The sequence below is a fragment of the Arcicella rigui genome (assembly GCF_034929435.1).
GTDB lineage: Bacteria > Bacteroidota > Bacteroidia > Cytophagales > Spirosomataceae > Arcicella > Arcicella rigui.
Window position 1 is genome coordinate 1 of the sequence record NZ_JAYFUM010000031.1, and the last position, 26,888, is coordinate 26,888.

Here is a 26,888-nt window from a genome sequence, read left to right on the forward strand (position 1 = left end):
GTGTTACGCACCCGTGCGCCACTATGGTATTGCTACCACCGTTCGACTTGCATGTATTAGGCCTGCCGCTAGCGTTCATCCTGAGCCAGGATCAAACTCTCCATTGTAAATATCTTACTCTAGTTTCGTTGTTCTCTCTATGCTCTCTATTCTTAAATAAAGAATCAATAACAAAAAACAACCTGTCTATTAAGAATTAATAATAATTCATATATCTCTATCAATACCTCAAAGAACTCTTTAATCAAGCAAGATTAATACTTAACCTTACCAAATTTTGTCAGTAACTATCTTCCTAATTACTCCCCTCTCTCAACCCGTTGGCGTCGTTTGGGAGTGCAAAGATGCAAGGTTTATTTTTAATCACCAAACAATCTCACAAAACTTTTTAAAAGTTTTTTTCAAAAAAAACATAATACAAGCCGTAATTACAATGAAAATCAAATACTTATTGATAATATTAAATGTTGAAAAATTTTCAAAAAAAATTCAACATTTATCTAAAAACAGACAAACCAAAACAAAAAAAAGATGAAGTATATATAAAATACTTCACCTCTTTAGATAAAAAAACTAAAAATTATATTGATTTCAACCGATATCTAAGCGAAAACCTACTCCATGAACATTCGTAAGTTTGATATTGGGGTCTTTATTTAGGTACTTTCTTAAACGAGTAATGAATACATCAAGACTTCTTCCTTTAAAGTAGTCATCATCTCCCCAAATTGCGATAAGTATTTTTTCTCTGGATTGCGTTTCGTTTTTGTTCTGTACCAAAAAAGCTAAAAGGTCTGCTTCTCGATGCGTAAGGTCTTGTACTTCGTTTTCAAAATTTAGTTTTAAGTTTTTTGTATCGAAAACATATTTTCCAATCGTATGAACATTGGTAGCGGCGATTGTCTTCTTACCTGTTCTTTTAAGAATGGCTTCTATGCGTAAAACAAGTTCTTCAATGCTAAATGGTTTTGTCAGATAATCGTCTGCTCCTAATTTCAGTCCTTTTATACGGTCTTCTTTTAAAGATTTGGCTGTTAGAAAAATGATTGGTACATCACTACCTGAGCTTCGAACAAACTCTGCAAGAGTAAATCCGTCCATTTCTGGTAACATTACATCAAAAATACAAATGTCGTATTGATTCTCTTGAAAGGCTTTCTGCCCTGCTTTCCCTGTAATCTGAAGGTCTATATGGTAACCTTCTTGCTCAAGATTGTCTTTTACTACAAATCCTAAACTATCGTCATCTTCGACTAATAATATTTTTGTCATTCGTTAATTAATTTTTTCTTTTTTCAATGAAGTGTGAGGGGACTATATTTTGACACTAATGTACTTGTTTTGATGAATATTTACAATTCGTTGCTTATTGCTACTTTTGTGTAGAATTACATTAAACGTCCATGTGCTCGTGGCTATAAACTGACAAATTATGTTCCAATTAGATGCAAATAAGCAATATCCGAAAAAATTATATTCAAAAGCGGTAGTTAGATTCCAAGACTGCGACCCTTTGAAGCATTTGAATAATGCAAAGTACTTTGACTATTTCTTTAATGCACGAGAAGACCAAGTGGCGACTATCTATGAATTTGATTATAATGACTACTTTGAGCATAACAAAACTTCATGGGTAGTTTACAATCATCAAATCGCTTATGTGAATTCTGCAAAAGTAAGCGAAAGAATTGGCGTTATTTCTTCTGCAATTTATTTCAATGATGATACTTTAGTGACAGAATTTGTAATGACTGATGAAACTTGTACTCATTTGAAAGCTTTACTGTGGACAACCTCAAAATACATTGATGTTAGAACGGGTAAAAAGACTAATCATCAACCAGAAGTAACTAATTTCTTAAATGCTATTTGTGTTGAAGGTATTGATTTTGAACATATTACATTCAATTCAAGAATCAAAACTGTTAAACAAGAATTATTAGCTGGTAAATTTATTTAGCTGTTTTAGAAATAACTTAGTACAATTTATAGTCTTTCACCCATTATCCACGATGTCGGCACAGGAAATTTTAAAGCAATTTTGGGGATATGATTCCTTTCGTCCCCTACAAGAAAGTATCATAGCATCGGTATTGGCAGGCAAAGATACACTTGCTTTGATGCCGACAGGTGGTGGGAAATCTTTGTGCTTTCAAGTACCAGCTTTGATGAATGAGGGAATTTGTATTGTAGTTTCTCCACTAATTGCTTTGATTCAAGACCAAGTAGAGCAACTCAAACGACGAGGGATTTCGGCTATTGGTATTTTTTCTGGAATGCACAAAAACCAAATTGACATTGCTTTAGACAATTGTATTTACGGAAATGTCAAGTTTTTGTACGTATCGCCTGAAAGGCTTCAAACCACCGTTTTTATTGAAAGAGCAAAACAGATGAAAGTAAATCTGTTGGCAATCGACGAAGCTCACTGTATTTCGCAATGGGGCCACGATTTTCGTCCACCTTACTTACAGATTGCTGAATTCAGAAAATTAATTCCCAATACTCCACTCATTGCTCTTACAGCCACTGCCACAAAAGAAGTACGTGAAGAAATTCTATCTCGTTTAGAGATGAGTAATCCTTCTGTTTTTCAACAGAGTTTTGCCAGAGCAAATTTATCGTACTCGGCTTTCAAAGAAGATGACAAAGAACGTAGGCTGATTAAAATTCTTCAAAGTGTACAAGGTTCATCGGTTGTCTATGTACGAAATCGACGCAGAACACAAGAAATTTCTGATTTATTAAACCGAAATCAAGTTCTTGCTACTTTCTATCACGCAGGTTTGTCGGCAAAAGAAAGAACTGAAAGACAAGAAAATTGGATAAAAAATCGGGTTAGAGTGATGGTGGCAACGAATGCTTTTGGCATGGGAATCGACAAGCCCGATGTGCGAACTGTCATTCATTTGGATTTACCAGATACTTTAGAAGCTTACTATCAGGAAGCGGGACGGGCAGGAAGAGATGGAGAAAAAGCCTATTCGGTAGTTTTATACAATCAGGTGGATGTTGAAAGTTTAGAAAAAAATGTAGAGCAAAGTTATCCTTCAATAGATTTAATCAGAAAAGTATATCAGTGTTTGGGTAATTTTTTCCAATTGGCAGTGGGTGCAGGAGAATTTTCAAGTTTCGATTTTGATTTAGTAGAGTTTCAAAAACGCTTTGACCTCCCTCCTACCGATACTTATTTTGCCTTGAAGATATTGGAAAACGAAGGTTTTATTCAGCTTTCAGATTCGTTTCATAGTTCTTCAAAAATTACTTTTAAAGTTGATAACCGCCAGTTGTATGATTTTCAGTTAAGAAATCCAAAGTATGATTCTTTTATCAAATTGGTTCTAAGAATGTATGGTGGAGAATTGTTTAGTACTTTCTTGAATATTTCAGAAGCAAATCTTGCAAAGGCGTACTCATTGCCTGTAAAAGAAATTGAAAATATGTTACTTACTTTAGAAAAGCTCAATCTTGTAATTTATGATAAACAAAAAGATAGACCACAAATCACTTTCTTAACACCAAGATTCGATGCACAAACGCTACCTCTACAAGTACTTGAAATTAATAGAAAAAAACAAAGAAGTTTACAAAAAGCCAAAGCGGTAAGACATTACACCGAGCATCCAGACAGATGCAGAACACAATTATTATTAGAGTACTTTAGTGAAATTTCAGACATTGAATGTGGCATTTGTGACAATTGTCTAAAACGAAAAAAGCAAGAAAAACAGAGTACTCATAATGAAGTACTCATCAAAAATACACAACAAAAAATAGTACAGTTATTAAGCAATGGAGCGATGAGTCTTTCGCTGATTATGCAAATTATGCAACCTATCAATGAAGCACTGTTCAGGGATATTTTAAGAGAAATGATTGGTGAAGGAATACTTTCTTATGATTTTGAAGGAAATTTAGTACTTTCTAAACACCAATAGTTCAAACTAAAAGTGTTTAGAAAGTAGATAAATTACTTACTGGTAAATACCAGCAGCAACATTTTCAGTAATCGCTTTAGGAGCAATCCAAGCTAAAAATGCTCCCAGTTTATTCAAAAATCCTGGAATTACTTCTGTTTTCTTTGCAAACATACCTTCAACAGAAATTTTTGCTACTTCTTGCGGAGTCATCGCTACTTTCTCTGCTGCTTTACGAGCTTTATCGGGTACAGAAGCTCTGTCGTTAAAGCCCGTATCCGTAGCTCCCGGACTAATACAGGTTACAGAAACCGAAGTATCTTTCAATTCATACTTTAAGGCTCTCGAAAAATTCAGTACAAATATTTTCGTAGCCGCATAAACTGCCATTCTTGGTAAAGCTTGATAAGCCGTTGAACTGGCGATGTTCATAATATAAGCTTTGGGTTGTCTTTTCAACATTGGCAAAAACACATGGCACATCTCTGTTAAAGTAGCCATGTTGAGATTCATCATATCTCTATTTTGTTCAATGGTATAAGTATCAAAATTCCCAACAGCACCATAGCCAGCATTATTAACCAAAACAGATACTTGAAATTGATTTTTCTCGACCCAGTCGAATACCTGACGAGCCACATCAACAGAAGCTAAATCAACAGACAAGTACTGAACTTGAACGCCATATTTTTCATGAATTTCAATAGCCACCTGACGGAGTAGTCCTTCCGAGCGAGCCACTAATAATAAATCATATTTTTGTTTTGCCAATTCAACAGCAATTTCTTTACCAATGCCTTTACTGGCTCCTGTAATTAATGCGTACATATTTTTATTGATGAAGATTCGCTCAGAATCTTCAAACTTTGATGATTATACTTGCCCAAAATTAACAAAGCCCTACCAAATGGCAGGGCCTTGAATCAAACAAATTTTAAATTTTACTTTTTAGGTTTTGCAGGAGCTGCCGGAGTAGCAGGTGCTGCTGGTGCAGCAGGTGCTAAAAACTCTTTCAACTTATCTGGGTCATCAGCTTTAATCGCAACGGCTTTGTCAACAAATTCTTGAATTTTTGTTACATCTTTCGTTACGTTTGCGTGGTAACCTACCAAATATCTGTATGCTTCGTAAAGTTGTTCTTTATTAGCTTTAGCTAAATCAACAACTCCTAAGAATTTTTCGTAATAAGGAACTGCCAACCATTTTGTACCTGTATAGTCAATATAGTTGTTAGTTCTTGCACGGAATAAATAGAACGGAGCAAATTTATCGTTGATAGCGATAGCATTTGCAAAAGCACTATCAGCTTTCATACCTGTATTATATCTTCCAAGCGTATCTTCTCTTGGAGTATAAGCAGTAGTAAAGTATAATGACATACCAGCGTTATACCAGTCGGCACTTGCAAGAGCTACTTTCTTTTTCTGCTTCCACTCAATTGATTTCAAAGCGTGTTTTGCAGCATCAGCATATTTTTTCTGTCCGTAGGCAATTGTATAAACCGTGTTGTAGTGGTTATTGATTGTATCTTCAGGAGCAGCTTTCAAATAATATTCAATTGCCAAAGAGTCTTTTTTCAATCCTTGATAAGCCTTTGCAAAATAAACGTTATCTAAGTAATATGGCTTAACACCCGCTTTCACCATTTGCTCTAAACTTTCAAGACCTAACTGAGGGTTTCCTAATTCAACATTAGAGTAACCTTTCATTCTATAAATATCATTGTCCGTTGCACCACCTGCTTCAGCTTGTTTAGTGAATTGCATTGCACCTTCATAATCTTTAGCCAAGAATAACAATTTAGCTGTTTCTAACAAAATTGCTGGAGTAGCCTCAGCTCTTTCAACGTATTTTCTAAACAATTTAGAAGATTCTTTATAACGGTTGAAAATGATATAATACTCACCCAAACGCTTGTAATAAGGAGCATAAGATGAATCTGTATCATAAGCACTTTGGTAGTTATTGATAGTATATTGGTAGTTTTTACCTCTCAAATACACTACACCAAGTTTGATATAAGCCTTAGCTTTTTTCTCAACCAAGATAGATTGTTCATAAGCCGTAGCTGCTGGACCACCATCATTTTTCAACAAGAAAGCATCACCCTTTACAATTTGCATATCAGCAGTAAGTGGCTTTTTCGTTTTTTCAGGAATCAAATCAATCAAACGAATAGCTTCACCTGGGTCATTTGTATGCTCGTAAAGTGTGTAAGCTTCTGCAATGCGGAACATTACTTCAGCATTTTTCATTTTAGTATCAAGCAATATCTTATCAAAAGCAGCTTTTGCACCTGCTCCGTCTTTGTTCGCTAATAATAAAGTAGCTAAACCCACCGCATTCAAAGGTTGTTTTGGTTCAGCAGCAATCCCTTTTTCAAAGGTTGCTTTTGCATCAGCCAACTCGCCTGAACGTAATTGAGCATAACCTAAATAGTAATAATTTTCACCTGTAGGACTCGCTTTTACTAATGATGAAAAAGTTGTTTTTGCTTTAATTGGCTGGTCTCCGTCTAACTGCGCCAAACCCTGCTGAACTGTTTGTCCATTTACCGTCATAGTAAACAACAAGCTCGCAGCTACCAACAGAGATTTAATCTTTACTTCCATTTTTTTAAGTTTTAGTTGTAAGTAATTATTGTTATGAAAAAGTAAGTATATAAAAAACAGGTAATTCGCTTTAAAGAACAAATTTCCAAAATATCTTTTGATTTTATAACAAAACAAAAATTAAATTAGAAAATTGTAAGCAAAAGTCAAAATTTTATTTTTTAAGTATTCCATAAAAGAAGAAAAACTTAAATAACAAAGCTCAAACTAATTCATTTTTACTTGTCTGATTTGCAAAGGACGAGTAAGTGGTAATAAACCGCCTTTTAAAACGATTAACTGTCCTTGTTCCAAACACATATAATTGATGAATCCTGTACCCAAACCCATATATGGTTCTTTCAAAATTAACTTAATTTGTCGAGTAAGTGGGTATCTCTTTAATGCCAAATTATAACCAAAAGGTTGATAATAGTCGTCAATCGTAGGATTACTTTTTTCAGTAACGGACATTACGTTAATATCTTTGATAAATCCCAGAGATGCAGGGTCGTCACCGTCACTAATCCAGTTAGTTCCAATTACCCCCATGGCATTTTTGTGGGTTTTAACATACTCTATTACTTCTTGGTTTGATTTTGTAGCAAAAAATGAAACCTTTTCCTTTTTATTAATTCCAAACTTATCCACTAAAAAAGTTAAGTTACTTGAATTTACGCCATCAAAAACCAAAACAATTTCTTCTGAAGAACCACCTTTTCCAATCTGAGACCATTTTTTCTTTTCTCCTTTCATAATACTTCCAAGCTCATTTACTGTCATCAAAGTATCATTATTGGCTTTATTCGTAATCAAAGCAATGGCATCCCCTGCAAATTTAAAACTTCTGTAAGTAATTTTATCCTGAACAAATACTTGTTTTTCTTTGCTTGTCAAATCTCTTGTAATGACTGCCACTCGAGCTTTATCATTAAGCATCATAGCAACAGCTTCACCCTCTGGCTTAGAGACTAAATTAATTTTTGTATAAGGAAATGTTTGCTCAAACGCCATTTTTTCAGCTTCCAAAATGGGTCTGAAAGACTCATCAACGGCTACCGTAATTTCTCCTTTGGCCGGAGTATCCAATTCATTCCCATTTTTGTCTGTACTTTTGCATGAAATGATTGTTCCAGCTATCACAGACAAACAAACTAATTGCAAAAAAATTTTCATGGCTTTTGTGATTGTTTATTTCTTTTCATCATCGTAGTATGAATACTCTTCGTCATCATCTTCTTCTTTTAGTTTTGTATATACCCTCCAAGCTCTAAAAAAACCGTACAATAACAGTACGCCACCCAAAGCATAGGCATAATAAGAAGAAGGCAACATCATTTGTGAAAATGCAGACTCTGGATAAAGGATTAATAGTACACCAATTCCAGAATAAGAAAGAGCCATTAATACATTTATGAGTACAAATATTCTATTGGGCATTTTTTGATAATTCATTCAAGATGATTAGTTCAAAGGATATTTATTCATCCCATCATTCACATACTCTATCATAGTAACAAACGTAAACCCTTTGAAAAATGAAACCTGCCAGTTACCTGACAGGTTTCATTTCAATTGTATGGCATTTGAATAAAAGACTATTCAGATAAAACGAAGCTAATTGGTACAGTAAATCTTGAACGAACTGCACGACCAGATTGCTTACCTGGAGTCCATTTCGGTACTGATTTAATTACTCTAACCGCTTCCTCATCACAACCAAAACCAACTGATTTAAGTACTTCAACGTTTTGAATACTACCATCTGTATTAACAACAAATTGGATGTAAACTTTTCCAGAAACATTAGCACGCTGAGCGGCAGATGGGTATCTCAAGTTTTTCTGCAAGAATTTAGCAAAAGCACTCATACCTCCAGGGAATTCAGCTTGTTGTTCAACAGCTGTAAAGATTTCTTCCTCTTTTGGTTTAGGTGGCTCAACTGGAGCTTCCTCAACTTTACCTCTTGCATCTGGGTCAACAGGAGGTCCTGCATCTTCAGTTTCACCTTTTACAGTTTCAGTAGCAGTGTTACCTTTTACTTCTTCTGGTGGAGGCTCAGGTTTTGTTACTTCTTCATCCCTCTTAATTTCTGGAGGTAAGAATTTCGTCGTCGTCACTTTAGGAATATCCTTTGGTGGTGGTGGCGGCGGTGGTGGTGGTGGTGGTGGTGGTGTTTTATTCTCTGGTGGTGGTTGGTCTATTTTCATCACCTCGGCAGTCACCTCTGTTTTTGTTCTCTCTAATTGCTCATTGATTTTATTATAAATGAATGATAAGGCAAATAAAGAAGAAACCGAAGCTATACCGATTATCAGAGACCTTGAAACCACTTTAGGATACGTTTTTCTTAAGATATAAGCACCATACTCTTTGTTCTTATTCTTAAAAATAATGTCATCCAACGTTGCATTCTGGCTAATTACGTTTGACATAATTTCTGATGTTAATACTGTTAATGTTCCTTAATTTGAAATACTTTTTAGGAGTGAGGTTTTCAAATTAATTTTTCATTGAGCTAAGTTAAAACTAATTAAATAGTTTTCAAAATTTTTAAACTATTTTTTTAGTTAAAACTTGGTTCTATTTCTTTTTAAAGACCAGATTTTTTAATTAAAGCCTCAGAATCTGGGTCGATTTCTAAGATAGCATAACGCTTGTTGCTTGTAATAGCACATTCGTCAAGTAAGTCAACCATGTTTTTATACTTGGCTCCTTTAGTTGCTTTAATTACAATCGTGAAATTATCACCGACACGTCTTTTATAATCAAACAATATCTTTCTAATTCCGTCTTTTGAATAATTTGTTTTTTGAAGTTGTGTTCCTGCCTCTGTTGGTAAACCTTGATAGTAATAAACTTTCTCGGCATCAGGTAAAACAGTTAAAGTTTCAGACATTTTAACTTCTGATTTTTCATCTTTTTCTGTTTTATCAGGCATATTCAACTGCATTACTACGGGCTTTGCTAACGTCGTAGTTAGCATAAAAAAGGTAATCAACAAGAAACCCAAATCTACCATGGGCGTCATGTCAATCTTGGTTGACGCTTTCTTTGCGCGCTTCTTCCCACCTTTTTTGCCCCCACCGTCTTGACTAATTTCTGCCATTGTATTGGGGTTTAATTGTTGGTAGTTAATGATACTCAGGGAGTCTTATAAGACCCTGCCTTTCAAAGAGAGGCAGGGTTAAAACTACTGAGTACAACTAAATAAAAATCTATTGAGGTCTACCTTCTGGTGATGTAATCAACTGAAATACGTTGATGTTTTGGTCTTGCAAAGTACCTACAACTTGGTTAAATACTTTGTAATTAGAGTTTGCATCACCTTTGATAGCTACCTTTAGAGCAGGGTTAGAAAGCTTTGCATAGCTAACCCAAAGGAAAAGTTCATTATTTACTGAATCGCAAGGAATTCCTTTCAAAAATCCTTTTGCTTTTGCATCTGATGGTTTCATATTTAAAACCTGGCGTAAAGCACCTGCTGGATAGCCTACGATTTCAGAAGCATCATAATTCTTCTTCATCTCAGCTGTTACTGGTATAGAAAGGCGGTTTGCCATTCTTTCCAACATATATTCCTTTGCCGCTTTATCGTCAGTGCCCATATAAATTGCACCATCACCGCCTACAGAAATTGTAATAACTCCTTTTTCACCGCTCAATGATTTCTCTGAAATGGATGTTGGAGGAACAATTGTTACGGCTTCTTCTGGTTTAAACTTTGCAGTTAACATGAAGAAGGTAAGTAACAAGAACGCCACATCACACATCGCTGTCATGTCCAGAGAAACACTTTGTCGTTTTGCTTTAACTTTTGGCATAATCTTGTTTAGTTATTAGTTATTAGATAGCATTATAAGCGATTAAGCCTATAAAACTTAGTGCTTAACGCAATAACTATCAATTATGGTGAGCTGCATAATTTTGGTTAATGCTCAAACCAATTTCGTCAACGCTGTAAGTTAATTCGTCAATTTTAGACGTAAAGAAGTTGTATGCAATGATACAAACTGCTGATGTACCAATACCTAAAGCCGTGTTGATAAGGGCTTCAGAGATACCGTTTGCTAATGCTGTTGAGTCGGTTGAACCTCCTGAGTTACCTAAAGCCGAGAACGCTTTAATCATACCAACTACCGTTCCTAAAAGACCGATTAGCGTAGAAACTGAAGCTAAAGTAGCAATGATAGTTAAGTTTTTCTCTAACATTGGTAATTCCAATGAAGTAGCTTCTTCAACTTCTTTGCTAAGAGCAGCTAATTTTTGTTCTTTGTCCAAAGAACCGTCTGTTGTCAACTGCTTGTATTTTTTAACAGCAGCTAAAGTAACGTTTCCTACTGAACCTTTTTGTTTGTCACACTCTTTCAATGCAGCATCAGTATCATCTTTGTCAAGAAGAGCTTGAATTTTGCGAACGAATGCGTTTACATCACCACTTCCTTTTGCTTTGCTGATTGTGATAAGACGTTCGATAGAGAATGTCAAAGCAGTTAAGAAACAAGTTAAAAGGATTGGTACGATATCACCACCTTTAAATGCAAGAGCTAAAAAATCGCCTTGGTGTGGGTGACCTTCGTTTGTTCCGCCTTCAAAACGTGAACCATCTCCCATCACAAAACGGAAAAATAACTGTGCAATAACAAAAAGAATTACAATAACCAAGCCTGCTGAAATGCCGCCTGATTTTTTTTGAGCTGGTGCTGCTGGTTTAGCAGCTGGAGTTTTTGCTTGTGTACTCATTAGTTTGGTAATTTTTGGGTTTAAGTTAAAAAACAGTTTTAGGTGATTTTTAAAATAAAAATAATGAAAATAACCTTATCACAAAAGATTCTTTTGAAATATCTTGCTTTAGGTAATGACAAAACTAACACAAAATTCTTTTAATTATGATACCTTACTGATGAAGTTTTTTTAAAAAAAATATTCAACAAAACCTACATATTGTACTATAACAATAATTTAAAGCTATTTAAAAGTATTTTGCAGTACTATTTCAAGAATTTAATTTTTTAAAGAATTTATATGATTTTTCAAAGTATTCATTTATTTAATGAAAACTCACTATGGATTGTTTGAATTAGGTCGGTTTCTTGAGTGTTTTCTTGAATTCTTTGATAGTTTAAAATACTCAATATTTTTTCGAGCCCTTCATTATTTCCACTTAATAGAATTTTCAACTTTCTTGGATTCTCAATAAAATTTGTAAAAAAAGCTCTCAAATAATTCAATTTTGCTTGAGGTTTGGCTTCTATAAGGATGATAACGTGATCGTACCTTTCTAAAAGTGATAGCGTTGATTGAACCAATGAGGCATCTGAAAAATTATCAATATCGAAAGTTTGAATGTTTTTAAGTGAAGATTGTACCCTATTAAGAATTGGTTTGTGAAAGGCAATTTCATTTAATTCTTCCGCTAATTGTATGTGCAAAAACAATTTTTGTGTATCCATTAATTTGAGCTGTTTAAAGGATGAATTATTTGATAACTAAAAAAATGTAACTTTGGCATGAATTCTAAAAAATGTGTGCAATGGCTAAGGTATATCATTACAACAAAGAAAATGCTCGAAGAAAAACGGGTGCTACATCATTGAAAGATGCAATTGAAGATATGTTGGAGATTTACAAAATCCGTTCAAAATTTAATGAAACCTATATTGTGACTTACTGGGAAAAAATTATGGGTTTACCTATTGCTTCAAGAACTACTCAGATTTACATTCAAGACAAAAAATTGTTCATTCAATTAGATTCTGCTCCTTTGCGTAACGAATTGGTAATGGCAAAAAACAAAATCATAGAAATGATTAACAAAGAAGTTGGACAAAGAATGATTGAAGACGTAGTTTTTATTTAAGTATTTCTCTTTCAAGTTTTTTGTATTTGGCTTTGAGCGAAAAATATTTTGAAATATAAATTATCGCCAATAAAACCGATACTCCTAAAAGTGCTATTGCCAATCCTTGATTTTTTTCGATTTCTTCTATCATCGCATGATTCTCTTTTGAAAAGCCTTTGTGCTTTTCTGTCAATTCAAGTAATTCCTGATTTTTTTGCGATAAATCATTCACTTGCTGAATGAGTTCGTTGTATTTTTCGGTAAACTCAGCTTGACTGTTTGCTTTCAAATGCTCGTACTCGGCGAGAATCTGATTGTCTTTGGCGATTAATTCTTCAAGTTTTTGAATACTTGTTTCCATGTCGTCTTTAGAACGATTTCCAAACAAACCTGTTGACAGCGATTCTGTTTTTTTATACTCCTGTTGAAGCGTTTCTCTTTCTTCTAAAAGCTGTTTTATGTTGTCTTGAGCGAATAATTTATTCCCCAAAACCAAAAAGAAAATCAATAAAAAGAAGGTTGTATTTTTCATCATTTAACAAGATAATATGGGAAACATTTTTGCAAAAAAATCCTGCAAAAATAAAGTATTTGCAGGATTTTTTATAAACAGTAAATGAATACTATCATAGAGTATGTTGTTGGAAATCAATATCGTGCATTTCTGAAATATCTACTAATTTCACTCCATATCTTTGAAAAGCAGGAGCTTCAAGGTCTGCTTCGGAAGGCATCTTATGAGAAAAATCTTCAATCATTTTCTTTAGTCTCAAAGTATCGTCTTCTCTGTAATGAACAGGAGGTTTATTAACGTGCTTTTCTGTTTCGATGAATTCCTCTATTTCTTCTGCTTCTTCAATCTCCACAGCTTTGAAAGTATGTGTTTCTACGGCTGCAACTGTCTTTTTCGGATGAACGCCATTCACTCCATTTTTAGGAAGTACTGTTTGGCGAGGAGCGTCTGGTAAATCAAAACCTGCCGCAATTACCGTAATACTCATATCTTCGCCAAGGTTATTATCAATAATAAAACCTAATTTGAATCCTGCGGGTGATTTTCCGATGGCTTCGATGATATGAGCTGTAATAGCTGTTTGTTCTTTTACAGCCATTATTTTTTGGTCGCTGGTAGCAATCGTTACCAAAATACGTTTTGCACCTTTAATATCACGGTTGTTCAACAGAGGTGAATCTAATGCTTTAGCGATTACTTCTTTCGCACGATTTGGCCCTCTGGCAACAGCCGTACTCATTACCGCTTGTCCAGCGTTGCTCAACACTTTCTTAACGTCTTTAAAGTCAGCGTTGATTTTACCCGATTTGGTAATTACTTCAGCAACAGATTTTGCGGCATTTGCCAATACGTCATCGGCGTGTTCAAAAGCTTCTAAGATATTAAGGTCTTCGTAGATTTCGAGTAATTTATCGTTTAGCACTACCAGTACTGTATCGCAAGTTTTTTGTAATTCTGCGATACCACGGTTAGCCGCTTCTATTTTTTCTGTTCCTTCCCACGAATACGGTGCTGTTACGATTGCTACCGTAAGGATATCCATTTCTTTTGCAATACGAGCAATTTCGGGTGCTGCTCCTGTACCTGTACCACCACCCATACCAGCCGTGATAAATACCATTCTGGTTGTTGGCTGAAGAAGTGCTTTTATTTGAGCTTCACTTTCTAAAGCTGCCAATCTACCTTGCTCTGGTTCTGTACCTGCCCCAAGCCCCTCTGTCAAAATCTCACCTAATTGTAATTTTACTGGAACAGTATTGTCGTTGAGGGCTTGTAAATCAGTATTACAAACTACAAAATCAACGTCATCAATTCCCATTTCATACATGTGACGAACGGCATTACTACCACCCCCGCCAACACCAATTACTTTAATGATGTTACCTTTTGTTTCAGATGAGATTTCGATATTATGTTCAAAAAAATCCATATTATTACATCATTGTTAAGAGATAAATCAATTTACTAAAATTGCGATATGATTAAAAATCACTGCGGGGAATTAATCATCTTGTCCCCATCGCCATTCTCTACCAAGTTCTAATTCTTTTTTTAGGTTCTGTTTAATAAAAAAGTCTTTTGTCGAATAAAAGTCTAACTTCTTCGCTGGTATTTTATCAACATTCGCCATGGCATACAACATCATTGCAGTATATCTGACGGTGTTTATCATTTCGTTTTTCTTTACTAAGTTGAAATCATCACAGTTGGCATGATAACAACCCAGTGCTTCGGGAGCAATACCTCCATTAGGGTTTGTTGTAGGAATACCTTCGAGCATAAAACTCTGGTGGTCGGAATGTAAGCCTGCTTGGTTCGTAACGATATTTTTGTATTCTGGCGAAACTTTTTGGATGTATTCTCCAAACTTTGTTAGCAATGGCACCATTTCATTTCTTCCAGAAGCATTAAATCCGTTGGCGTTGTTTGCCATATCCAGATTGAACATATAGGCAATTTTATCGAGAGAATTATTCCTTCTGCTTTTTTCAATCATAGCTTTAGAACCCAGTAAACCCTCTTCTTCGCCCATAAACATCACAAATTCTATGGTTCTTTTAGGCTTTAAATCTAATGCTTGAAATGTACGAGCAATATCCAAAATAGAAAACGAACCAATGCCATTATCTAATGCACCTGTGGCTAAATCCCAAGAATCTAAATGTCCGCCAATAACGATTTTTTCATCTCTGTATTTACTGTGGCTTCCTTTGATTGTAGCGATAACATTCCGAGCTTTAATCATTTTACTAAAGTTCTTCATGTCGATTACTCCCATCAAATTAGGTTGTTCTTTCATCCATTCACGGATATGAGTACCGCTTTCTAATGAAATACAAACGGCAGGAATGCCGATGAGACTACCTGTTACAGAAGCTGTACCTGTGAGTAAAACATTACCTTTTACTGTATTAACAAAAATCACTCCAACTGCACCATATTCTGTGGCTAAGGCTGTTTTTTCTGAACGGTGTAAATTTCGTACTCCTTTGAAAGGTGCTAATAAGCCAATATTTACCAAAGCAATACGTCCTTGTAATTTATCTTTTACTGCTTGAAAGTCGGGTTCTAATCCATTTCCTACATCTACGATTTCAGCAGTTACTTTGGCTTCTACGGGTGTCATGGCCAAGGAAACAACTTCAATATCATAGAAGTTATCACTTTTACGTGGAGCGACCGCTAAAGTCACAGTATCTCTCGACCACGCTTCTACATGAAATGGTTGATATTTTACATCTTTTATTCCATAGTTTTTTAATAGCGTATAAGCATACTCTTCTGCTTTTTTGCCATTTAAGCTTCCTGTCAAACGATGCCCAATTACTTTACAAGCTTCGCCAAGTGTTTCATAGGCACGACTATTGGCAAGAACCTCTTCATTGATTTGTTGAAAAGTTTCTATTAAATCTTCGTCATCTTCCTGAATGGGTTGATAAGCAGCCGTTGAGCTGAGAAGTACGAGAATCAAAAAAACATAATGGCTTTTTTTCATTGTGTTTGCTGAGAATAAAGAACAATTAGGGAATTTACTGAAAATATATTTTAGTAATTCCAAACAAGAATCTTATGAAATAGTAAACCCCAATTATTTGTTGTTTACTCCATATCGCTGAGGGTAGGTTTCTTTTTGATATTTCTCCCAGTCGCCTTTTAAATAATGGTCATCCCCAAAAAAAGTAATCACCTGATGAAACTGTTTTGGTTCTTGATAGCCTGGCACGGGCTGAATCATATTAAACTTTTCATCTAAATATACAATCGTCGGAAAACTCATTTTCCCTTGTAGTAAAGCTACTCCCGCCTGATTATACCCATTCTCCCAAATATATTTTTGCTTCCCAATATTGATTTCTTCTTTTTGTTCAGCATTGAGTTTCACCGCATAATATTTTTGATTCACAAATTCTGCTACTTTCTCATCAGTAAAGGTTTTTTGGTCCATTACTTTACACCAGCCACACCAACCTGTATAAACATCAATTAATATTTTTCGGGGTTCTTTCTGTGAAGCCGTATATGCCTCTTCCAAAGTCATCCATTTTATTTTCGGTTTTGTGGCAGTTTGGGCATTGCTGATAAAAAAGGTCGTTGAAGCAATCAAGATAAGCAATATATTTTTCATATTCTTTCCAGCTAATTGTTTTTTACAAAGATAATTGTTTTAAAAGATTCGGGGTGTTTATAAACTATTCACAACAAAAAATCTACCAAATAAATATTCTTTATTAAGTTACTATGCAATTTACCAAAGGATTGGCTCAACTACAAAGAAATTTGAGCAAACGGTCAAGAGTTTTACACCGAAGTACTATCTTTAATTTTTCTAAATGATTTTTGAACATAAATGAAAAAACTTCGACATAAAAAGAACGTACTTGTTGAAGCCGAAGAAAAACGTAGAGACTTAGGTTTTGGCACACAGATTACTGACCCTGATACTCGACTATTGAACCGAGACGGAAGCTTTAACGTCAAAAGAGTTGGTGGTTCTTTCTGGGGGCAGTTTGATATTTTTAACCAGCTAATTATTTGTTCATGGAAACGTTTTTTTAGCCTTATTCTTGCTTTTTATTTAATCCTAAATTTAATTTTTGCGTTTATTTATCAAGCAGTTGGTATCGAAAATTTGTTGGGTGCAGACCAAACTAACAATCATTCCCGTTTTTTGGATGCCTTTTTCTTTTCGTCGCAAACACTTACGACGGTTGGCTACGGGCGGATTGCTCCTATTGGTTTTTGGGCAAGTACAGTGGCTGCCATTGAGTCTTTACTGGGTTTACTGATTTTTGCCTTAGCCACCAGTTTACTGTATGGACGCTTTTCGAGACCCGTAGCAAAAATCCTTTATTCTAATAAAGCGATTATTGCTCCTTATCTTGACATCACTGGATTTATGTTCAGAATTGTAAATGAACAAAGCCGACAATTGATTGATATTCAAGTAGAAGTAGCGGTTTCGATGTTGGAAAAACAAGAAAATGGGAAATTTGTCAGAAGATATTATGGCTTGAATTTGGAACGAAGTAAGGTAAATTTCTTCCCTGCAAACTGGACAATCGTTCATCCGATTACTGATAGAAGTCCTATTTTTGGCAAAAGCAAAGAAGAGTTATTGGACTGCGACGCAGAGTTTTTAGTCTTGATAAAAGCAACGGAAGAAACTTATAATCAAACCGTCAATTCAAGAACTTCTTTTCATGCAAAAGAAGTAACCGTGGGAGCTAAATTTCTTCCAATGTTTAGCGACGTTCAAGGAGCTGGAGTGATTACGCTCGACTTAAATAAATTATCGGACATTCAAGAAGTACCTCTTGTAAGTCAACATTTACCTTCATCCGAAGCTTCTATTTAATAAAGCTTCTATTTTCAAGAATGATACAACCTAAAAATTTACAAAAAGGCGATACGGTTGGTTTACTGGCTTTGGCTTGTAAAGTTGACTTCCAAGCCTTAATCCCTGCGATTGAAATATTAGAAAATGTGTGGGGACTCAAAGTCGTTTTGGGTACTTCACTCAAAAGTGAGTTTCACCAATTTGCAGGAACTGACGAAATTCGGGCAAATGATTTTCAAGAAATGTTAGACAATCCTACCATCAAAGCCATTTTTTCGGCTCGTGGTGGCTATGGAAGTTCTCGGATTTTAGACCAAATTGATTTTACGAAATTCGTTCAATCGCCAAAATGGGTCGTTGGCTTTTCAGATATTACTGCTGTACTTTGCCATATTCATAACTTGAATATCGAAAGCCTTCATGCTACAATGCCTAAATTATTTCTTCAAGAAGGCGGAGAAGTTTCTTTAGAAAGTCTTAGAAAAATACTATTTGGTGAATCTTTAAATTATACCATTCCATCACTTACGCTAAACCGTATAGGTAAAGCACAAGGACAATTAATTGGTGGGAATTTGGCGATTTTGACGCACATTATTGGTTCAAAATCTGACATTGAAACAGCTGGTAAAATTTTGTTTTTAGAAGATGTTAATGAATACTTGTATAGCATCGACCGCATGATGATTCAGCTAAAAAGAGCAGGGAAATTAGAAAATTTAGCAGGATTAATTGTCGGTCATTTTTCTGATTTGCAAGACAATACAGTACCTTTCGGAAAAACTGCTAATGAAATTATTCAAGATGCCGTTGCAGGATATTCGTTTCCAGTTTGCTATAATTTCCCTGTGGGACATGAACCTGAAAATTGGACTATGCCAATAGGAAGACAAGTAAACTTAGACATTCAAGAAACAGAAGTTAGCCTTCAAGAAGTATTGATGTAAATATGCGTTTTGAAGTATTAATTATGAGATTCAATTGTCAAAAAATAATTGAATCTATTTTTAAAAAACTACTTTTGTTATAAATTCTCCTTCAAATAAAACATCAGCGGAACGATTTATAAACCGTTCCGCTGATGCAATTTTTATCAAAAATTTATACTTTCTTCGCTGGATTTCCGAAAACTGTTTCACGAGCTTTCACACTTTCAACCACTACCGAACCTGCTCCGATTCTTGCTCCTTTTCCGATTTTCACGCCTGAAACAATTGTTACGCCTGAGCCAATAAAAACGTTATCGTCAATAGAAACGCCCGAACCAATAATACTTCCCGAGCCGATTTGTACAAAATCTCCTATTTTGGCATCATAGTCGATAATCACACGGCTGTGGAGTAAATTATGGCTTCCGATTTCGGCACGTGCGTTAATGATTGTTCCTGCTGAAATCAAATTTCCATGACCGATAGTAGCAGTAGCGGCAATGGCAGTTTGTTCGTGAATTGCATTTACAGGTTGTACTTTTTTATCGTTATGCAACATTTCTACCAAATTCTGACGAACTTTCAATTCGTCAATAGCGATAAATACTTCACATCTTTTCCCGATTAATTTAGTATAATCTTCGTCGTCGGTACTTCCCATCACGATTACATCGTCGATTTCAGTATTATGTAATTCTTTGTTGTCGTCCAAAAAAGCATAGACTACCACATTATTTGTCTTGAAAATATCAAGGGCGACAGCTCCTAAACCGCCTGCACCTAAAATCATTACTGGATTCTCCATACATTTTTCCTGATTCACTGAATCAAGTTACAATTTTACTCCGTTATTAATTTTATAAATTACTTTTCCGTCTTTTACTAATTCAAAATCAGCTTTTTGCCCCAAACCAATTTCTTTTTCTGCACTGAATGTCAAGCCTGTGGCATCAATTTCGTCTGTACCAAAAAACACCGACATATCGCCAATCTCCTCAATTACAGAACTTTGTGTAAAATAGTCTCTGCCTTTTACAGGTTTTTCATTTCGATTAATGGCAATATCGGCTTGATAAGTACTATTTCCTTTTTTGATAGTGGCATTTCTAATAATTAAATCAAAAATCACTTTATCGTTTACAGGAATTGCATCGTACTCTTTGATATTTTCTTTTTCGTAAGATTTATCCGAAATCATTTTCAAACCCGTAAGGATTGAAACAAAATTTAGTTTTCGGATGTACTGTTTTTCTGGGTCTCCTTTGAAACCGCCCGATTCTATCAAAATCAAAGTCGAACCCCATTTTTGAATATTATCGCCAAAAGCTCTTGGTTCAAAATCTGAAGGCCACTTTCCAACAGCATTCGGAATAAATGATTGCAAAGCATGATTCATTCCGACGATAATCAACATGGCTTTTTTGCGGGTTTCGTTTACTTCTTGAGCTTCGTTATAAGCCGTTGCCAAAAAAGAAATAGTGGCTAAATTTCCCGTTTTACCAGCCGAGTAACGTCTGCCTTTGTCGTGAAGATTGAATGAAAAATCAGGTTTTAAATCAAAAACTAATTTTTTCAATAAACGTCCTTCTGGACTTTGCAAAGCCAAAGCATCACGATTCATATCAATTCCCAAAGCAGTGTAGCGTGTCCAAGCTTCCGCCCCGTCAGGATTCAACATCGGAACAAAATAAAAAGTGCATTCTTTCAGCAAATCTGTTCGCAATTGCGTCAGTGTTTGGTCTTCGTTGGCAGTACTTTTTTTATTTTCCAAGAAATTAAAAATGTCCATCAAAGCCATGGTTGCCGTAGCTTCATCGCCGTGCATTTGTGACCAAAGCAATACTTTGGTTTTTCCTGTTCCACATTTTATCAAGAAAATATCTCTTCCTTCACTCGACTGCGTAGCTTTTGATACTTCAAACAAAGGATTTTTTTTCATTAGTTCAATTCTATCCACCAAAGTTTGGTATCCGAATCTACGTTTTGTAACCGTTGATTCACGGAAAATATCGTGATTTTCGTGAAGTACTTTTCCTAAATTTTGAGCGTAATTTTCTGATATGGCATTCATCATAAACATCAAGGTAATTATTATCTTTTTCATGGCTTTGTTTATAAAAAAGTTTCGTCGGGTTCTTGGTATTTTTTCACGGCTATTTTTTGAGCTGAATAAATCCCCGCATGACCCGAAAATGCGTAAGCCATCACGCAAGCCAAAGCTAAATAAATAGCGGCATCAGCCCCAAACAATTCTATGCCCATCAAAGTACAAGCAATTGGCGTGTTGGAAGCTCCTGCAAAAACACCGACAAAACCCATTCCAGCCAAAAGTGCTATGGGAAGCGGAATAAAATTCGTCAAAGCATTTCCCATCGTTGCTCCGATATAAAACAAGGGCGTTACTTCGCCACCTTTAAACCCTGAACCTAAAGTAAGCGATGTGAAAAAGATTTTTGCTAAAAAATCATAAAAAGGTAGTTTTTCGCTAAACGATTCAACAATTACTGGTACGCCCAAACCATTATACTTTGAAGTACCTACCGCAAAAAACAAAATGGCTAAAAGTACGCCACCGACTACGGGTCGCAGAGGTGGATAAGTAATTTTACTTTTGAATAAATTACTCCAAAAATGGGTGCTTTTGGCAAATAACATTCCGACTAAACCAAACAAAATACCTGCAAGCATCGCCCACAAAATTGTCGGAATGGTTAAATGTGGCACTGCCGAAATGCCGTATTGCGTATGCCCGACTTGCCAAATTACTTGACAAGTATAATCCGCAGCCAAAGCTGAAAAAAGACTTGGCAAAATGGCTTCGTAGCGTACTTTCCCGATAAAAGCTACTTCTAAAGCAAAAATTGTTCCTGCCAAAGGAGTACCAAAAACCGAAGCGAAACCAGCACTTATGCCCATCATCAACAATATCTTTCGGTCTAAGTCGTTGAATTTTAAAGGTTTTGTAAAAAAATCAGCGATTGCACCGCCCATTTGTACAGCCGTTCCTTCTCTTCCTGCCGAACCTCCAACCAAATGCGTAAGCAAAGTAGTCAATAAAATCAGCGGCATCATTTTAAAAGGAATTGTTTTTTCAGGATGCTGAATTTCTTCAATCAATTGATTATTTCCTTTTGCTACGTCTTGTCCGAAGTAATGATAAATAGCACCAACCGCCAAACCGCCCAATGGCAAAAACCAAATCAACCAAGGATGATTTTCACGGAAGTGGGTCGTCCAATCGAGTGAAACTAAAAAGAAAGCCGAAGCAGAACCAATTGCCAAACCGACAAGTACTGCCATTAAAAGCCACTTCAACGTGAATTTCAGCACAAAGATTTGTTGATTTATCATTTGTATTTTTTGTTGATTTCGGATTTCAGATGTTAGATTTCGGCTTTGTTAAAGGATTTCTTTTTTTACGTATTTTATTAAAAATAATATCATTTTATCCAATTCCCGAAATCAGAAATCTCATTACCAAAATAGCTTTAAACTTTTGGACACAATTTGTGTTGGCGAATTAATCAAACAAAATTACGGAATGTATTTCAATATAATAAGCGTAATGAATGGCGGATTGGAGATTTGGGATTTCGGATGAGCGAATGTGTAGCATTTTATTTTTTAATTATTTTTTTCAAAAAATTTTTAATTCAATTGAACCTATTCTATATTTGTGTGTTATAACATTAAATGTATATACATTAAATATTTAAAAAACTTTTTAACTAACAATACAATGGCAAATGCAACTTGGGCAATCGACGCTTCACACTCAGAAATTCAGTTTAAAGTAAAACACTTAGTAATTACAACAGTAACAGGAAACTTCAAAGAATTCAGCGGTTCAGTAGAAGCTGGTGATGATTTTGATGGTGCTTCTATCGCATTTGAAGCAAATGTTGCTTCAATCAATACAAACAGCGAACAACGTGACGGTCACTTGAAAAGTGCAGATTTCTTTGATGCTGAACAATTCCCAACTTTATCATTCAAATCTACTTCTTTCACAAAAGACGGTGACGATTTTGAATTAGTGGGTGATTTAACCATCAAAGATGTTACTTTACCAGTAACTTTGGAAGTAGAATATAACGGAACTGCCACTGACCCTTGGGGAAATGTAAAAGCAGGTTTTGAATTGAAAGGTAAAATCAATCGTAAAGATTTTGGTTTAACTTGGAACGCAATCACAGAAGCAGGAAGTGCCTTGGTAAGTGAAGACGTAAAATTGATTGCGAATATTCAGTTGGTGAAACAAGCGTAATTAATTGTGATTGCGTGAATTGTGAATTAGTGAGTTTATCATTTAAGATTTGTCAACTTCAGAAAAGATGGCAAATCTTAAAATTACAATTTCATTGCAGAAAGCTCACAGCTCAAAACTAATTTTAATCATTAAAAAGATGGAAACTACATTCGGAACAGCCCTCAAAAAAACCTTACACAAAGCTGATACTCGTGGACAGGCTGACCACGGTTGGTTGAAAACTCGCTTAACGTTTTCTTTTTCGGGTTACTACGACTCTAAAAGAGTACATTTTGGCGTACTGAGAGTATTGAATGATGACCAAATTGCTGGCGGAAGAGGTTTCGGAATGCACCCACACGATAATATGGAAATCATTACGATTCCGACAGAAGGTGTGGTTGAACACAGAGACAATCAAGGCAATCATGGTATTATTACGAAAGGCGAAGTGCAAGTAATGTCGGCTGGAACGGGTGTTTATCATTCAGAGTTTAACCATCTTAGTGACCAAACTTTAAAGTTGTTCCAAATTTGGGTTTTCCCGAATAAAGGAAATGTAAAGCCACGCTACGACCAAATGAAGTTTGATGTGGAAGCACAGCATAACAATTTTCAGTTGTTGGTAACGCCCATCGAAGCCAATATTCCTAATACTTTAGGCATTCATCAAGACGCTTATTTTAGTATGGGAAAATTTGAGGCTGGCAAAGAATTTACTTATAAAATCAACCGTGAGGGAAACGGCCTGTACATTTTGGTAGTAAACGGCAGCGTAAGTACTGCTGGCGAAGAACTAAGCTTGCGTGACGGTCTGGGATTGGAAGGTATTTCAGCAATAAATTTCAAAACCGAAAATGGTGTTGAATTATTATTGATGGAAGTACCGATGGAATTAGAATAGTTTTTAGTGCTGAGTGTTGAATGCTGAATGAGGAGGTTTCGGAGTGAGGAGTTTTGAATGAGGAATAAAAGTAAAGTTACTCCTCACTCAGCATTCAACACTCAGTACTCAGAAAACTCCGCACTCAAAAGTTTGTGTTACGCAAACAAAAATATCTACATTTGGTTAAGAGAGTAACAAATATGATTATTGCATATTTGTTGTAATTAGTTTGTGACTTGAAAATCTAATCACCAATCACTATTTACCAATAACTAACTCATAAACTTAATCAAAATGCTTATCAAACTTATTTTATTATTCGGGACGTTTATTTTGATGGAAGGCACGGCTTGGTTTACACACAAGTATATTATGCACGGCTTTATGTGGCGTTGGCATCGTTCGCACCATGTTCATCACAATGAAGTACTTGAAAAAAATGATTTGTTTGCAGTAGTTTTTTCTACGGTTTCAATCGCTACGATTGCTTTGGGGAATTTTAATCCAGATTTCTGGTACTTATTTTGGATTGGCTTGGGCGTTACTTTATATGGAATTTTCTACTTTATTTTCCATGATGTAATTGTTCATCGCAGAATCAAAATCAAGTTTGTGGCAAAACATCCTTACATGAAACGCATTATGAAGGCTCATTACATTCACCACAAAGTACATGAGCGTGAAGGTGCAGAGGCTTTTGGTTTTTTGTATGCCCCTAAGAAATACGAAGACACAAAAGTAAAATCTTAAATTCTTTCGATATTTTCTTCTTTTACCAAATCCATACTTTGGTATTTCAAAAATACTTGTGCCAATACAATAATGTCTTCACGGCAGTAAGTGGCGATTTTAGCTAAATCGTTTTCTTTGTGATAAGTAAAATTCACTTTATCGCCCGATAATTCACTTTTGCTACTGGGAATATTGAACAAACAAGCCAATAAATCCAGTGAAATGTAGTGCTTTTTATCGCCAAATTTCCACATTTCTAAAGTATCGAAGTGCTGAATTTCCCAAGGTTTTTTGCCAGCAATCTGCAAAGCTCTCGGAATTTCGATGCCATTTACCAACATCCTTCTGCATAAATAGGGATAATCGAACTCCTTTCCGTTGTGGGCACAAAAGGCTAAATCAGCTTTATATTTTTTTTCAACAAGATTTTTGAATTCATTCAAAAGCGTTGCTTCGTCGTGTCCGCTGATAGATTTTACTTTCAAACAAATTTCTTGCTCATCGTTCCAATGAAAAAAGCCTAAACCAATGGATACAATTTTGCCAAATTCGGCATAAATTCCTGCTCTATCAAAGTAAAAATCTTCATCACTCAAAGTATTTGGATTTGCCAAGTAACTTGCTTTATGCAACCACAAAGCCTTCATTCTATCGGAAAGTAAATTAAAATCACTTTCACCCGAAACAGTTTCTATGTCGATAAATAATAGGTTTTTAGCAAATTTTTGAAAGTCCATGATAAGCTGTGAGTTATGAGCTTTGAGCCGTCAGCAGTGAGCTATCAGCTTTGAGCAATGTAGATGTTAATTATTTAGCTGTAAGCAACGAGCTATCAGCTTTGAGTATTTATATTTAACAATTACTTGTTTTTTAGTTTTAAAGTCCAAAAATCTTGTCTTCTCTCTTGCTTCTTGCCTCTTTCATCTTAGAGTCCTAAAGTCTTAAAATCAAAAATATCTTGCTTCTTGTATCTTTCATCTTAAAGTCCTAAAGTCTTAAAGTCTCCAAAAATAAAATATCTTGCCTCTTGCTTCTTTCCTCTTTCATCCTAAAGTCCTAAAGTCCCCAAAGATAAAATGTCTTGTATCTTGCTTCTTGTCTCTTTAATCTTAAAGTCCAAAACCCTACTCATGCAAAATTCCCTTCAAATCCAACTGATGAATATGTATAAGATTTTCTTCACGGATAGATTCAGGAACAAAGATAAATTTTTTATCAAAAATCTGATTACCAATATAATAACTCACCCAAAACTCATTATTCAAATGAAAAACTTCTGGTGAAATCATCTCTACTTTAATAATTTCTTTGGCAGGTACTTCTTTATAAAAATGACGTAACTGCGAAGTTTTTACTTCTTTTCCATCCGACTCAAAACCATATCCACGTGAATTTACAAAAACGGTTTCTAAAGCAACAGCCAAACGGTTAATCAAATACACTTCCCATTCTACTTCGTTTAATTCATTTACTTTTTGGGCAATCGCAATCTTTACGCCTTCAACATTCGGAAATTCTATGTCTTTTTTCATTATTTAATTTTGCTGTGAGCCTTGAGCTATGAGCTGTGAGTTTTTTTACTTTACTATGCAATATTAATTTTAAAATCAAAAAGCTCACAGCTCATCGCTCGCTGCTCAAGGCTTTAATTTCAAAAATATCTTTTAAATGTTTCGCCATGCTATCCGAAACGGCTTGGAAATCTTGGGGTTTTCCTAACTCTTGTTCAATAGAAGTAACGGCTTTATCGTCTATTCCACAAGGAACGATGTGTTTAAAATAACTCAAGTCAGTATTAACGTTCAAAGCAAAGCCGTGCATCGTTACCCAGCGACTGGCTTTTACGCCCATTGCACAGATTTTTCTTGGATTTTTCTGTTCGAGATGGTCAATCCAAACGCCTGTTAAACCTTGAATTCTTCCAGCATCAATCCCAAAATCAGCACAAGTACGAATCACGGCTTCTTCCAGAAAACGCATGTATTTATGAATATCTGTAAAGAAATTTTCTAAATCAAAAATCGGATAACCCACCAATTGCCCTTTCCCGTGATAAGTAATATCGCCACCACGGTTGATTTTATAATACTTTGCTTCGTATTTTTCTAAACCATTTTCATCTAATAAAAGATGTTCGGGTTTGCCACTTTTGCCTAAAGTATAAACATGAGGGTGTTCGCAAAAAAGCAAGTAATTGGGCGTTAGCTCTTGATTTTCAGCAGCAAGCGTTTTGTTTCTTAGCTTTATTTCAACAATTTCAGCATGGAGTTTCTCTTGATAATCCCATGCGGTTTGATAATCTATTAATCCCAGATGCTGGAAAATTACATTTTTATTCTGAGTCACTTTCTTATAATTTATCACTAAGATTAATCAACATATTCTAAAATA

General features: G+C 35.3%; 28 protein-coding genes and 1 rRNA gene. 8 read left to right on the top strand and 21 right to left on the bottom strand.

Annotation, left to right across the window (positions count from 1 at the left end; genetic code table 11):
- Both VB248_RS21250 and VB248_RS21255 read right to left on the bottom strand, forming a co-directional pair.
- Window positions 1–107: ribosomal RNA gene (locus tag VB248_RS21250) — 16S ribosomal RNA — on the bottom strand; the annotation flags it as partial.
- Window positions 108–591: 484 nt separating this feature from the next.
- Window positions 592–1,272 carry a response regulator transcription factor gene (locus VB248_RS21255; RefSeq protein WP_323298850.1) on the bottom strand — a complete coding sequence of 227 codons (681 nt, stop codon included), beginning with the start codon at window positions 1,270–1,272 and terminating at the stop codon, window positions 592–594.
- A gap of 160 nt (window positions 1,273–1,432) precedes the next feature.
- Between VB248_RS21255 and VB248_RS21260 the strand changes: the two genes are divergently transcribed.
- Together VB248_RS21260 and VB248_RS21265 are read left to right on the top strand one after the other, a co-directional pair.
- Window positions 1,433–1,960 (top strand): acyl-CoA thioesterase, encoded by a 528-nt coding sequence (locus VB248_RS21260; protein ID WP_323298851.1) that lies wholly within the window; start codon window positions 1,433–1,435, stop codon window positions 1,958–1,960.
- A 52-nt stretch (window positions 1,961–2,012) separates the two neighbouring features.
- On the top strand, window positions 2,013–3,938 hold the full coding sequence (locus tag VB248_RS21265) for a RecQ family ATP-dependent DNA helicase (RefSeq protein WP_323298852.1): 1,926 nt from the start codon (window positions 2,013–2,015) through the stop codon (window positions 3,936–3,938).
- Between the two features lie 36 nt (window positions 3,939–3,974).
- Here the strand turns inward: VB248_RS21265 and VB248_RS21270 are convergent, their stop codons facing one another.
- The 9 genes from VB248_RS21270 to VB248_RS21310 form a co-directional block, all read right to left on the bottom strand.
- Complete coding sequence (locus VB248_RS21270; protein ID WP_323298853.1) at window positions 3,975–4,745, bottom strand: SDR family NAD(P)-dependent oxidoreductase; 771 nt, start codon at window positions 4,743–4,745, stop codon at window positions 3,975–3,977.
- A gap of 113 nt (window positions 4,746–4,858) precedes the next feature.
- A complete protein-coding gene (locus VB248_RS21275; RefSeq protein WP_323298854.1) occupies window positions 4,859–6,529 on the bottom strand; it encodes a tetratricopeptide repeat protein in 1,671 nt (556 codons plus the stop codon).
- A 207-nt stretch (window positions 6,530–6,736) separates the two neighbouring features.
- Window positions 6,737–7,684: a PstS family phosphate ABC transporter substrate-binding protein gene (locus tag VB248_RS21280; RefSeq protein ID WP_323298855.1), complete on the bottom strand. Its 948-nt coding sequence runs from the start codon at window positions 7,682–7,684 to the stop codon at window positions 6,737–6,739.
- A gap of 15 nt (window positions 7,685–7,699) precedes the next feature.
- The gene (locus VB248_RS21285) at window positions 7,700–7,948 is read right to left on the bottom strand and encodes a hypothetical protein (RefSeq protein ID WP_323298856.1); all 249 of its coding nucleotides are present in this window, start codon (window positions 7,946–7,948) and stop codon (window positions 7,700–7,702) included.
- A 158-nt stretch (window positions 7,949–8,106) separates the two neighbouring features.
- Window positions 8,107–8,943 (bottom strand): energy transducer TonB, encoded by an 837-nt coding sequence (locus VB248_RS21290; RefSeq protein WP_323298857.1) that lies wholly within the window; start codon window positions 8,941–8,943, stop codon window positions 8,107–8,109.
- A gap of 158 nt (window positions 8,944–9,101) precedes the next feature.
- Window positions 9,102–9,617 carry an ExbD/TolR family protein gene (locus VB248_RS21295; protein WP_323298858.1) on the bottom strand — a complete coding sequence of 172 codons (516 nt, stop codon included), beginning with the start codon at window positions 9,615–9,617 and terminating at the stop codon, window positions 9,102–9,104.
- Window positions 9,618–9,726: 109 nt separating this feature from the next.
- On the bottom strand, window positions 9,727–10,332 hold the full coding sequence (locus VB248_RS21300) for an ExbD/TolR family protein (RefSeq protein ID WP_323298859.1): 606 nt from the start codon (window positions 10,330–10,332) through the stop codon (window positions 9,727–9,729).
- 79 nt (window positions 10,333–10,411) lie between these two features.
- Complete coding sequence (locus VB248_RS21305; protein ID WP_323298860.1) at window positions 10,412–11,251, bottom strand: MotA/TolQ/ExbB proton channel family protein; 840 nt, start codon at window positions 11,249–11,251, stop codon at window positions 10,412–10,414.
- A gap of 299 nt (window positions 11,252–11,550) precedes the next feature.
- Window positions 11,551–11,961, bottom strand: coding sequence for a hypothetical protein (locus VB248_RS21310; RefSeq protein WP_323298861.1), 411 nt, complete (start codon window positions 11,959–11,961; stop codon window positions 11,551–11,553).
- A gap of 80 nt (window positions 11,962–12,041) precedes the next feature.
- Here VB248_RS21310 and VB248_RS21315 point away from each other — a divergent pair, with 80 nt between their 5' ends.
- On the top strand, window positions 12,042–12,368 hold the full coding sequence (locus tag VB248_RS21315; protein ID WP_323298862.1) for a DUF721 domain-containing protein: 327 nt from the start codon (window positions 12,042–12,044) through the stop codon (window positions 12,366–12,368).
- On the opposite strand, the gene VB248_RS21320 is transcribed toward VB248_RS21315, so the two are convergent.
- The 4 genes from VB248_RS21320 to VB248_RS21335 form a co-directional block, all read right to left on the bottom strand.
- Window positions 12,361–12,882 (bottom strand): hypothetical protein, encoded by a 522-nt coding sequence (locus VB248_RS21320; RefSeq protein WP_323298863.1) that lies wholly within the window; start codon window positions 12,880–12,882, stop codon window positions 12,361–12,363. The two genes, VB248_RS21315 and VB248_RS21320, sit on opposite strands and share 8 nt — an antisense overlap.
- Window positions 12,883–12,976: 94 nt before the next feature.
- Window positions 12,977–14,293 (bottom strand): cell division protein FtsZ, encoded by a 1,317-nt coding sequence (gene ftsZ / locus VB248_RS21325; protein ID WP_323298864.1) that lies wholly within the window; start codon window positions 14,291–14,293, stop codon window positions 12,977–12,979.
- 72 nt (window positions 14,294–14,365) lie between these two features.
- Complete coding sequence (locus VB248_RS21330) at window positions 14,366–15,859, bottom strand: M20/M25/M40 family metallo-hydrolase (RefSeq protein ID WP_323298865.1); 1,494 nt, start codon at window positions 15,857–15,859, stop codon at window positions 14,366–14,368.
- A 93-nt stretch (window positions 15,860–15,952) separates the two neighbouring features.
- Window positions 15,953–16,489: a thioredoxin family protein gene (locus VB248_RS21335; RefSeq protein WP_323298866.1), complete on the bottom strand. Its 537-nt coding sequence runs from the start codon at window positions 16,487–16,489 to the stop codon at window positions 15,953–15,955.
- 222 nt (window positions 16,490–16,711) lie between these two features.
- Between VB248_RS21335 and VB248_RS21340 the strand changes: the two genes are divergently transcribed.
- Both VB248_RS21340 and VB248_RS21345 read left to right on the top strand, forming a co-directional pair.
- On the top strand, window positions 16,712–17,719 hold the full coding sequence (locus VB248_RS21340; protein ID WP_323298867.1) for an ion channel: 1,008 nt from the start codon (window positions 16,712–16,714) through the stop codon (window positions 17,717–17,719).
- 20 nt (window positions 17,720–17,739) lie between these two features.
- Window positions 17,740–18,648 carry a S66 peptidase family protein gene (locus VB248_RS21345; protein ID WP_323298868.1) on the top strand — a complete coding sequence of 303 codons (909 nt, stop codon included), beginning with the start codon at window positions 17,740–17,742 and terminating at the stop codon, window positions 18,646–18,648.
- A gap of 154 nt (window positions 18,649–18,802) precedes the next feature.
- Here VB248_RS21345 and VB248_RS21350 read toward each other — a convergent pair whose 3' ends face one another.
- From VB248_RS21350 to VB248_RS21360, 3 genes are read right to left on the bottom strand one after another with little or no spacing between them, the layout of a single operon-like run.
- Entirely contained in the window at window positions 18,803–19,435 is a 633-nt protein-coding gene (locus tag VB248_RS21350; protein WP_323298869.1) for a NeuD/PglB/VioB family sugar acetyltransferase, read from the bottom strand.
- A gap of 27 nt (window positions 19,436–19,462) precedes the next feature.
- Window positions 19,463–20,734, bottom strand: coding sequence for a M14 family zinc carboxypeptidase (locus VB248_RS21355; protein WP_323298870.1), 1,272 nt, complete (start codon window positions 20,732–20,734; stop codon window positions 19,463–19,465).
- 8 nt (window positions 20,735–20,742) lie between these two features.
- Window positions 20,743–21,981 carry a voltage-gated chloride channel family protein gene (locus tag VB248_RS21360; RefSeq protein WP_323298871.1) on the bottom strand — a complete coding sequence of 413 codons (1,239 nt, stop codon included), beginning with the start codon at window positions 21,979–21,981 and terminating at the stop codon, window positions 20,743–20,745.
- A gap of 388 nt (window positions 21,982–22,369) precedes the next feature.
- On the opposite strand from VB248_RS21360, the gene VB248_RS21365 reads away from it, so the two are divergent.
- The 3 genes from VB248_RS21365 (at window position 22,370) to VB248_RS21375 (ending at window position 24,515) form a co-directional block, all read left to right on the top strand.
- Window positions 22,370–22,897: a YceI family protein gene (locus VB248_RS21365; RefSeq protein ID WP_323298872.1), complete on the top strand. Its 528-nt coding sequence runs from the start codon at window positions 22,370–22,372 to the stop codon at window positions 22,895–22,897.
- Window positions 22,898–23,036: 139 nt separating this feature from the next.
- Window positions 23,037–23,783, top strand: coding sequence for a pirin family protein (locus VB248_RS21370; RefSeq protein ID WP_323298873.1), 747 nt, complete (start codon window positions 23,037–23,039; stop codon window positions 23,781–23,783).
- Between the two features lie 276 nt (window positions 23,784–24,059).
- The gene (locus VB248_RS21375) at window positions 24,060–24,515 is read left to right on the top strand and encodes a sterol desaturase family protein (RefSeq protein ID WP_323298874.1); all 456 of its coding nucleotides are present in this window, start codon (window positions 24,060–24,062) and stop codon (window positions 24,513–24,515) included.
- Here the strand turns inward: VB248_RS21375 and VB248_RS21380 are convergent.
- The 3 genes from VB248_RS21380 to lipB all read right to left on the bottom strand — a co-directional run bounded on the left by VB248_RS21380 (window position 24,512) and on the right by lipB (window position 26,843).
- Window positions 24,512–25,234: a 3'-5' exonuclease gene (locus tag VB248_RS21380; RefSeq protein WP_323298875.1), complete on the bottom strand. Its 723-nt coding sequence runs from the start codon at window positions 25,232–25,234 to the stop codon at window positions 24,512–24,514. The two genes, VB248_RS21375 and VB248_RS21380, sit on opposite strands and share 4 nt — an antisense overlap.
- A 387-nt stretch (window positions 25,235–25,621) precedes the next feature.
- Complete coding sequence (locus VB248_RS21385) at window positions 25,622–26,029, bottom strand: hypothetical protein (protein ID WP_323298876.1); 408 nt, start codon at window positions 26,027–26,029, stop codon at window positions 25,622–25,624.
- Between the two features lie 91 nt (window positions 26,030–26,120).
- On the bottom strand, window positions 26,121–26,843 hold the full coding sequence (gene lipB, locus VB248_RS21390) for a lipoyl(octanoyl) transferase LipB (protein ID WP_323298877.1): 723 nt from the start codon (window positions 26,841–26,843) through the stop codon (window positions 26,121–26,123).
- Between the last annotated feature and the right edge of the window lie 45 nt (window positions 26,844–26,888).